Raw genomic sequence first — 8,356 nt, 5'->3', positions numbered from 1 at the left:
CAGGCGCTGTCGCAGCTGTCGGAAGCCGCGCAGCAGACGGCCGAATCGCTGCGCCAGTCGTCGCAGGCGATCGACGATCTGACGCTCGTCGCGAACCACCTGCGCACCGGCGTGTCGCGCTTCAAGATCGACGGCTGACGCACGCGGCCTTCGTGCGGACGACACGATGCTCTTCCTACTTTTTGAACTCGACGGCGAACGCTATGCGCTCGATGCGACGCGGATCGTCGAGGTGCTGGCGCTCGCGCCCGTGAAGTCGATGCTGGGTACGCCGCCATGGCTCACCGGCGTGATCGATCACCGGGGCAAGCTGGTGCCGGTGATTGACGTGCCGCGGCTCGCGCTCGGGCGCGCGGCGCACGCGCTGCGATCGACGCGGCTCGTCGTCGTGCGCTATGCGCAGCAACACGAGGCGGACGGCGCCGATCGATGGCTCGGGCTGATCGTCGAGCACGCGACGCAGGTGCGCGAGTTCGCGCCCGCGCAATTCGCCGACAGCGGGATCGCGACGCCGCACGCGCGTTGGCTCGGGCCGGTCGCCGCCGACGCGACGGGATTCGTGCAGCGGATCGACGTAGAGCAGATGCTCGATGACGACGCGCGCGCATTGCTGTTTCCGCCCGCGCAGGCGCTTGCCGGATGATGGCCATGATGAACGCCAACGACCCTCGATTCGAAGCGTGGCTCGCGCGTGAAACCGGGATGGATGCGGCGACGCTCGGCAATCGTGCGCTCGCGCGCGCGGTTGCCGAACGCGCACGCGTCACGCAGGCCGATGCACCGGACGCGCCCGACACACCGCGGCCCGCCGGCGGCATGCCGGACGACGTCGCCGAGGCCGCCGGTGGCGCCGCGATCGATGCGTACTGGCAGCGGCTGAATGCGTCCGCGGACGAACGGCAGGCGCTGATCGAAACGCTGGTCGTGCCGGAAACGTGGTTCTTCCGCGACCGCGAGGCATTCGTCGCGCTTGCGCGGATCGCCGACGTGCGGCTCGTGCGCGAGCCGGCGCGCACGCTGCGCGTGCTGAGCGTGCCGTGCTCGACCGGCGAGGAGCCGTATTCAATCTCGATGGCACTGCTTGACGCCGGCATCGGCCCGTCACGCTTCGCGATCGACGCGATCGACATCAGCGCACGCGCGATCGAGCGGGCGCGGGCCGGCGTCTACGGACGCAACGCATTTCGTGGCCACCCGCTCGAATTCCGCGACCGCCACTTCAGCGAAACGATCGGCGGCTGGCAGCTCGACCTGCGGGTGCGCGAACCGGTACGCTTCGTGCAGGCGAACCTGTTCGACCTGCCGCTCGACGCGGACACGCGCTACGACTTCATCTTCTGCCGCAACGTGCTGATCTATTTCGACCGACACGCTCAGGACCAGTCGATCCGGCTGCTCGAGCGGCAACTCGCGGACGGCGGCACGATCTTCGTCGGCCCGGCCGAGACGGGGCTGATGATGCGGCATGCGCTGGCGCCCGCGCGCATTCCGCTCGCGTTCGCGTTCCATCGCGCGGCGCAGGCTGATGCTCCGGCCACGGGCGCGAACGATGGCGAGCGGCCGCCCACTGTGTCTGTGGCATCTGCGAAGCCGGTGGCGCCGCAGACGTTGCCGCCCCGGCACCCGGTGGCGGCACCCTCCATGGCAAACCATTTCGCAACGGCAACCCTGCACCGCCCGCCGGCCGTGCCACAGCGGCCGCCGGCGACACGCATCGCGCAGGCGGCGCCCGATGCCGCGGATGCCGCGCCGAGCGCACCCGCCGCCCCGGCGCCCATGCTCGCCGACGCCCGCCGGCTCGCCGACACGGGCCGCCTCGACGACGCCGAGCGTGCCGCGCACGCATTCACGCTCGCGCACGGCCCCGACGCAGACGCGTTCTACCTGCTTGGCCTGATCGCCGATGCGCGCGGCCTCGATGCGGACGCGCAGGATTTTTATCGCAAGACGCTGTATCTCGACCCGGCTCACTATGAGGCCCTGACCCATCTCGCCGCGCTGCGCGACGCGGCAGGTGACGCGGCAGGTGCCCGGCAACTGATGCTGCGTGCGCAGCGGGCAAGCGCGCGGCACGTCAGCCGTGCCGACGGCGGACCGGACCAGCGAACCGGGCGGAACCCATGACCCACGCCGCTCGTGACGATCGCGCTCCGGCCAGGGCCGTCGACGATTGCTGGAATCTCATCGGCACGCGAGGTGACGGCTCGTGTCCGCGGCTTGCCGTGCACACCCGCTGCCTGAACTGCCCGGTGTTCGAACACGCGGCCGGGAAGCTGCTCGACCGGCCGCTCACCGACGCGGACCTCGCCGAAACGGCGCGCGCCGCACGCAGCACCTCGCAGCCAGCCCCTGCAGACGCACGACTCACTGCATCCGCCGCATCTGCCGACGATGCGCAAGCGCAGCAGTCCGCGCTCGCGTTCCGCGTCGGCGACGAATGGCTCGGCCTGCCCGCCGCCGCGCTGCGGCAGGTCGATGGGCCGCGCCCGATCCATTCGCTGCCGCACCGGCGCGACGGCGCCGTGCTCGGGCTCGTCAACGTGCGCGGCACGCTGACGATCGCAGCATCCCTCGGTGTACTGCTGAATCTCGAACGCAACGCGACCGGACCGCACGAGTCGCGCAACGCGTATGCGCGGATGCTGGTCGTCGAGCATCGCGGCGACGCGGTTGCGCTGCCCGTCGACGAGGTCGAGGGCGTGCTGCGCTTCGCGGCGCATGCGCTGCTGCCGGTGCCGACGACGCTCACCCACGCGGCCGCGATGCACACGCGCGGCCTGCTCGCGTGGCGCGATACAACGATCGGCGTGCTGGACACCGATCGCGTGTTCGACTCGCTTGCGAGGAGCCTGCGATGAGCACGGACGACGACCTGATGCGCCTGTCGCTGCTCGACCTATTCCGCGACGAAGCACACACGCAGACGCAGGCGCTCGCGAGTGGACTGCTAACGCTCGAACATTCGCCCGGCGACGCGCCCGCGCTGGAAGCGTGCATGCGCGCCGCGCATTCGCTGAAGGGCGCCGCGCGCATCGTCGACCTGCAGGACGGCGTCGACGTCGCGCACGCGATGGAGGAATGCTTCGTTGCCGCGCAGCGTGGCGAGCTGACGCTGACGACCGCGCACATCGACGCACTGCTGCATGGCGTGGACCTGCTGCTGCGCGTCGGCAACGCCGATCCGGCGGCGGCGATCTCGCGCGCGGACCTCGACGCGCTGGCCGCACTGGGTCCGACCGATGCGTCGGACGAGCGCGCCGAACGCGCGGTGTCGCTCACACCGCTTACACTGCCCGTACCGCCCGCGCCGGAACCAGGCGCCGCAGCGCCGCACATCGGCTCCGCGCCCGACGATGCCGCCCTTGTCTCGATATCGCCGTGCACCGGCGACGGCCCGCCGCGCCACCCGCCGGCCGATCCGTCGCCGGGCTTGCATGCCGTCGCGCCCGACGCCCCGCCTTTGCACACCCAACCGCCCCCCCGGCACGATCCGCAGCGGATGCTGCGCGTACGCGCCGAGCAACTCGATCAGCTGTTGAGCCTGTCCAGCGAATCGCTCGTCGAATCGCACTGGCTGAAGCCGTTCACGGGCTCGATCCTGCGCATCAAGCGGATGCAGCGCGACGTCGCGCGCTCGCTGGACGTGCTCGTCGAAACGCTCGCGGAGCGGCTCGACCCGGCCGCGCTCGCGTCGCTGAACGATGTGCGCCAGGGGCTCGGCAACCTGCAGCTGCAGCTCGGCGCGCGCCTGGACGAGCTCGACCGCTTCGACCGCCGCAGCACGCATCTCGCGCAGCAGCTTTACGACGAAGCGTTGCGCTGCCGGATGCGACCGTTCGGCGACGCAACGCACGCGTATCCGCGCATCGTCCGCGATCTCGCACGTTCGCTCGGCAAGCGCGTGCGATTCGCGATCGTCGGCGAAACGACGCAGGTCGACCGCGACATCCTCGACATGCTCGACGCGCCGCTCGGCCACCTGCTGCGCAACGCGCTCGACCACGGCGTCGAGACGCCCGACGAGCGCATCGCACGCGGCAAGCCGGCCGAAGCGAGCGTGACGCTCGAAGCGCGCCACAGCGCGGGCCAGTTGCTGATCTCCGTCAGCGACGACGGCGCCGGCATCGATCTCGACGCGCTGCGCGCAGGCGTCGTGCGGCGCCGGCTCGCCGACGCGGACACGGCCGCGCGGCTGTCCGACCTCGAGCTGCTCGACTTCCTGCTGCTCCCCGGCTTCTCGATGCGCGACCGCGTCACCGATGTGTCGGGCCGCGGCGTCGGCCTCGACGCGGTGCACGACATGGTCAAGGCCGTGCGCGGCACCGTGCGGATCTTCACCGAGCCGGGCCGCGGCGCGCGCTTCGTGCTGCAACTGCCGCTCACGCTGTCGATCGTGCGCAGCCTGCTCGTCGAGGTCGGCGGCGAAGCGTACGCGATCCCGCTTGCCCACGTGCGCCGCACGCTCGAACTCGCGCGCGCCGACATCGACACGCTCGAAGGCCAGCAGCATTTCCGCTTCGACGGCCGCCCGGTCGGGCTCGTCACCGCGCACCAGCTGCTCGGCGCACCGCTGCCGGAACAGGCGGGCGACAGCGTCGCGACCGTCGTGATCGGCGACGAATGGGAGTCGTACGGGATCGCCGTCGACCGGTTCCGCGGCGAATGCATGCTGGTGATCCAGCCGCTCGATCGCCGGCTCGGCAAGGTCAAGGACATCGCGGCGGCCGCGCTGATGGAGAATGGCGAACCGGTGCTGATCATCGACGTCGAGGACTTGCTGCGTTCGGTCGACAAGCTCGTGCGCGGCGGCCAGCTCGACAAGGTGCAGCGCGCGCAGCACACGGCCGTCGCACGGCGCCGGCACGTGCTGGTGGTCGATGATTCGCTGACGGTACGCGAACTGGAGCGCAAGTTGCTCGAAAAGCGCGGCTATGCCGTCACCGTCGCGGTCGACGGGATGGACGGCTGGAACGCGCTGCGCGGCGCCGATTTCGATCTCGTCGTGACCGACATCGACATGCCGCGCATGGACGGCATCGAACTCGTCACGCTGATCAAGCGCGATGCCGCGCTGAAATCGCTGCCGGTGATGATCGTGTCGTACAAGGACCGCGAGGAGGACCGCCGCCGCGGACTCGACGCGGGCGCCGACTACTACCTGGCGAAGAGCAGCTTCCACGACGAAACCCTGCTCGACGCCGTACGCGACCTGATAGGAGAAGCCCGTCCGTGAACATCGGCATCGTCAACGACCTTCCGCTCGCCGTCGAGGCGCTGCGCCGCGCGGTCGCGCGGCGGCCCGAGCACCGCGTGCTGTGGGTCGCGACCGACGGCGCGCAGGCCGTCGAGTTCTGCGCCGCGCAACCGCCCAACGTCGTGCTGATGGACCTGATCATGCCGAAGTTCGACGGTGTCGAGGCGACGCGACGGATCATGTCGTCGGGCAAGCCGTGCGCGATCCTGATCGTGACGAGCAGCATCGGCGCGAATGCGTGGCGCGTGTACGAGGCGATGGGCGCGGGCGCGCTCGACGCAGTCGATACGCCGCGGCTCGGCGCAGGCGCGAACGGCGACACCGCGCAGCTGTTGCTCGCGAAGATCGACCAGATCGGCCGGCTGCTCGACAATCCGGCGGGCGCCGCCCGCCCCGCCGGCACGACGGCGCGCGGCGACGGCGGGCAGCTCGTCGCGATCGGCGCGTCGGCCGGCGGCCCGACCGCGCTTGCGTCGATCCTCGGCGCGCTGCCCACCGATTTCGGCGCGCCGATCGTGATCGTGCAGCATGTCGACCAGGCGTTCGCGGACGGCATGGCGCAATGGCTCGACGGCCAGACGCCGCTCAACGTGCGCATCGCGCGCGAAGGCGACCGGCCGCAGCCGTCGTTCGTGCTGCTCGCCGCGACCAACGACCACCTGCGGATCACGCGCGCCGGCACGCTCGAATACACGCGCGAGCCGGCCGAGACGCCGTACCGGCCGTCGGTCGACGTGTTCTTCAGCAGCGTGACCGAGCACTGGCCCGGCGAGGTGATCGGCGTGCTGCTCACCGGGATGGGGCGCGACGGCGCGATCGGGCTGAAGGCGATGCGGATGAAGGGCTACCATACGATCGCGCAGGACCAGGCGACGAGCGCCGTCTACGGAATGCCGAAAGCCGCCGCGACGCTCGGCGCCGCGCGCGCAATCCTGCCGCTCGAGCGCATTGCGGGCGAACTGGCGGCGCTCGTCGGGAACTGAATGAAATGGACTTGCGTGACAGCAATGGCAACAACGGGTGTCGACATGACTAGGGACTCCACGCGACGCCCGGGCCACGATAACGGCACGTCCGCCGCGGACGGCGCGGACGGCGCGGGCGCGGCGCTCGAAGCCGCGCGCGCGACCCTGCAGGTGCCGCCGGCGACCGACGTGCCGGTGATGGTGCTGCTGGTCGACGACCAGACGATCGTCGCCCAGGCCGTGCGGCGCGCGCTTGCCGACGAGGACCGCATCGACTTCCACTACTGCCCGCGCTCGGACGACGCGCTCGCCGCCGCAGTCGAAACGCGGCCGACCGTGATCCTGCAGGACCTCGTGATGCCTGGCACCGACGGATTGAGCCTCGTGAAGGCGTACCGCACGAATCCGGTGATCCGCGACGTGCCGATCATCGTGCTGTCGACCAAAGAGGAACCGGTAATCAAGAGCGCCGCGTTTGCGGCCGGCGCGAACGACTACCTCGTGAAGCTGCCGGACCGCATCGAGCTCGTCGCACGGATCCGCTACCACTCGCGCTCGTACGTCAACCTGCTGCAGCGCGACGAAGCCTACCGCGCACTGCGGCAATCGCAGCAGCAATTGCTCGAAGCGAACCTCGAACTGCGCCGCCTCACGCATTCCGACGGGCTCACCGGGCTGTCGAACCGGCGCTATCTCGACGAATACCTGAACGCCGAATGGCGGCGCGGCGCGCGCGAGCGCAGCGAGCTGTCGCTGCTGATGATCGACGTCGACAACTTCAAGCTTTACAACGACACGTACGGCCACGTGTCGGGCGACGACGTGCTCAAGCGGGTCGCCTCGACCGTCGAAAGCTGCCTCGGCCGCCCGGGCGATCTCGCCGCACGCTTCGGCGGCGAGGAATTCGCGGTGGTGCTGCCGGGCACGTCGCCGGGCGGCGTGCGCCTGCTCGCCGAGAAGATTCGCCTTGCGATCGAAGCGCTGCGGCTCGAGCACGTGCATTCGTCGACCGGCCGCTACGTGACGATCAGCATCGGCGGCGCGAGCGTCGTGCCGGCGGCCGGCACGCCGATGACGTCGCTGATCGAAGCCGCCGACCGCGCGCTGTACCGCGCGAAGCACGACGGCAAGAATCGCGTCGCGATCGATGCGGGGCCGGCAACGCCGAGCGACGGCGGCGGGAAACCGGCCTGATGCGTACGCGGCAGCGTCTTGCTACGGCTATGTCAAGTTGACAAGCGCAGGCTACGTGCCTTCATCAAGAGTAGTTATCCTTATCAGATTACTTCGTTGGCTGCGGAAGAGACAGTCCAACCATGCCATGTGGCGAGGCGTTCTTTGAGTATGGCGCGACGACATACCGCGTTCATCTGATGTCTCGGCAACGCGAAGTGCTGCCGGATCGGACCGACGCAAGAGAGAAATGCCAGAGTGCGTCGCGCATCGCGAAATCCGCACAGCGCGCGCGTCCATCACACGATAGTCGGTCGCGATCTCTTTGCCCACTGATGCTTGAGGCAATGCCGGCCGGACGTCATCGCGCGCGGTGCCGCGCAGCCGATCTCGATTAGGCACGGCAGCCGCGGCGAGCCGAAGTGACCCTGAACCAGCATGAATCCCGGTCGGAAGTGGAAACAGAAAAACCGAAACGACAGTCGCACATGCGCGATATGCGGCATCGCACGCGACGAGCCCGCTGACGCACTTTGCGGCGCTACGGCCGAGGCCCATATGCAGGAATTCGAACAGGCCTAGTCCAAATTCGCATTCTGTTTGTGATGGGAATTACGGCTGAATAAGTTCGCGACATACCGCGCTTTTCGCCAAGATCGGCGAATCGCAATCAGGATGGGTGCGCTTGAATCCGCACCCTGATCCTCCGGTACCGGTGGTCCCGATCGTCTCGCGATCGGGATGAATCCAATTACATCCGTGCACGAGGATACCGTCATGGCATCGATTCCCGAACCGTCGACAACCGGCGAAACCGACAAACGCAGCTGGCTTGAATCGCACGAAGCCGGCTACCACAAGACCCTCGGCAATCGACAGGTGCAGATGATCGCGATCGGCGGGGCGATCGGCACCGGTCTGTTCCTCGGCGCGGGCGGCCGTCTGCAGGCCGCCGGACCGTCGC

The 8,356-nt window shown here is 69.4% G+C and carries 6 protein-coding genes and 1 pseudogene; all 7 read left to right on the top strand.

The features are described 5' to 3' along the window. The first annotated feature begins 166 nt into the window (after positions 1–166). On the top strand, positions 167–643 hold the full coding sequence (locus DIE16_RS35970) for a chemotaxis protein CheW (protein ID WP_124489841.1): 477 nt from the start codon (positions 167–169) through the stop codon (positions 641–643). 8 nt (positions 644–651) lie between these two features. Beyond that, positions 652–2,124 (top strand): protein-glutamate O-methyltransferase CheR, encoded by a 1,473-nt coding sequence (locus DIE16_RS35965; protein ID WP_124524425.1) that lies wholly within the window; start codon positions 652–654, stop codon positions 2,122–2,124. Next, a complete protein-coding gene (locus DIE16_RS35960; RefSeq protein ID WP_124489842.1) occupies positions 2,121–2,858 on the top strand; it encodes a chemotaxis protein CheW in 738 nt (245 codons plus the stop codon). The genes DIE16_RS35965 and DIE16_RS35960 overlap by 4 nt, the downstream gene beginning before the upstream one ends. Next, positions 2,855–5,233 (top strand): hybrid sensor histidine kinase/response regulator, encoded by a 2,379-nt coding sequence (locus DIE16_RS35955; protein WP_124524424.1) that lies wholly within the window; start codon positions 2,855–2,857, stop codon positions 5,231–5,233. The genes DIE16_RS35960 and DIE16_RS35955 overlap by 4 nt, the downstream gene beginning before the upstream one ends. After that, a complete protein-coding gene (locus tag DIE16_RS35950; protein ID WP_124524423.1) occupies positions 5,230–6,237 on the top strand; it encodes a chemotaxis response regulator protein-glutamate methylesterase in 1,008 nt (335 codons plus the stop codon). The genes DIE16_RS35955 and DIE16_RS35950 overlap by 4 nt, the downstream gene beginning before the upstream one ends. A 45-nt stretch (positions 6,238–6,282) precedes the next feature. Then, complete coding sequence (locus DIE16_RS35945; RefSeq protein ID WP_124524422.1) at positions 6,283–7,413, top strand: diguanylate cyclase; 1,131 nt, start codon at positions 6,283–6,285, stop codon at positions 7,411–7,413. Positions 7,414–8,169: 756 nt separating this feature from the next. Next, a pseudogene (locus tag DIE16_RS35935) lies at positions 8,170–8,356 on the top strand (L-asparagine permease); the annotation flags it as partial.

Origin of the sequence: Burkholderia sp. Bp9090, assembly GCF_003857985.1 — a bacterium.
Classification (GTDB): Bacteria; Pseudomonadota; Gammaproteobacteria; order Burkholderiales; family Burkholderiaceae; genus Burkholderia.
Note: the sequence above shows the minus strand (reverse complement) of the source record. Positions and strands in the feature narration are given on the sequence as shown.

Bases quoted from the DNA above. Each gene is read 5' to 3' on its own strand.
- DIE16_RS35970 (WP_124489841.1), top strand. From the start codon at position 167: ATGCTCTTCCTACTTTTTGAACTCGACGGCGAACGCTATGCGCTCGAT.
- DIE16_RS35955 (WP_124524424.1), top strand. From the start codon at position 2,855: ATGAGCACGGACGACGACCTGATGCGCCTGTCGCTGCTCGACCTATTC.
- DIE16_RS35945 (WP_124524422.1), top strand. From the start codon at position 6,283: ATGACTAGGGACTCCACGCGACGCCCGGGCCACGATAACGGCACGTCC.
- DIE16_RS35965 (WP_124524425.1), top strand. From the start codon at position 652: ATGAACGCCAACGACCCTCGATTCGAAGCGTGGCTCGCGCGTGAAACC.
- DIE16_RS35960 (WP_124489842.1), top strand. From the start codon at position 2,121: ATGACCCACGCCGCTCGTGACGATCGCGCTCCGGCCAGGGCCGTCGAC.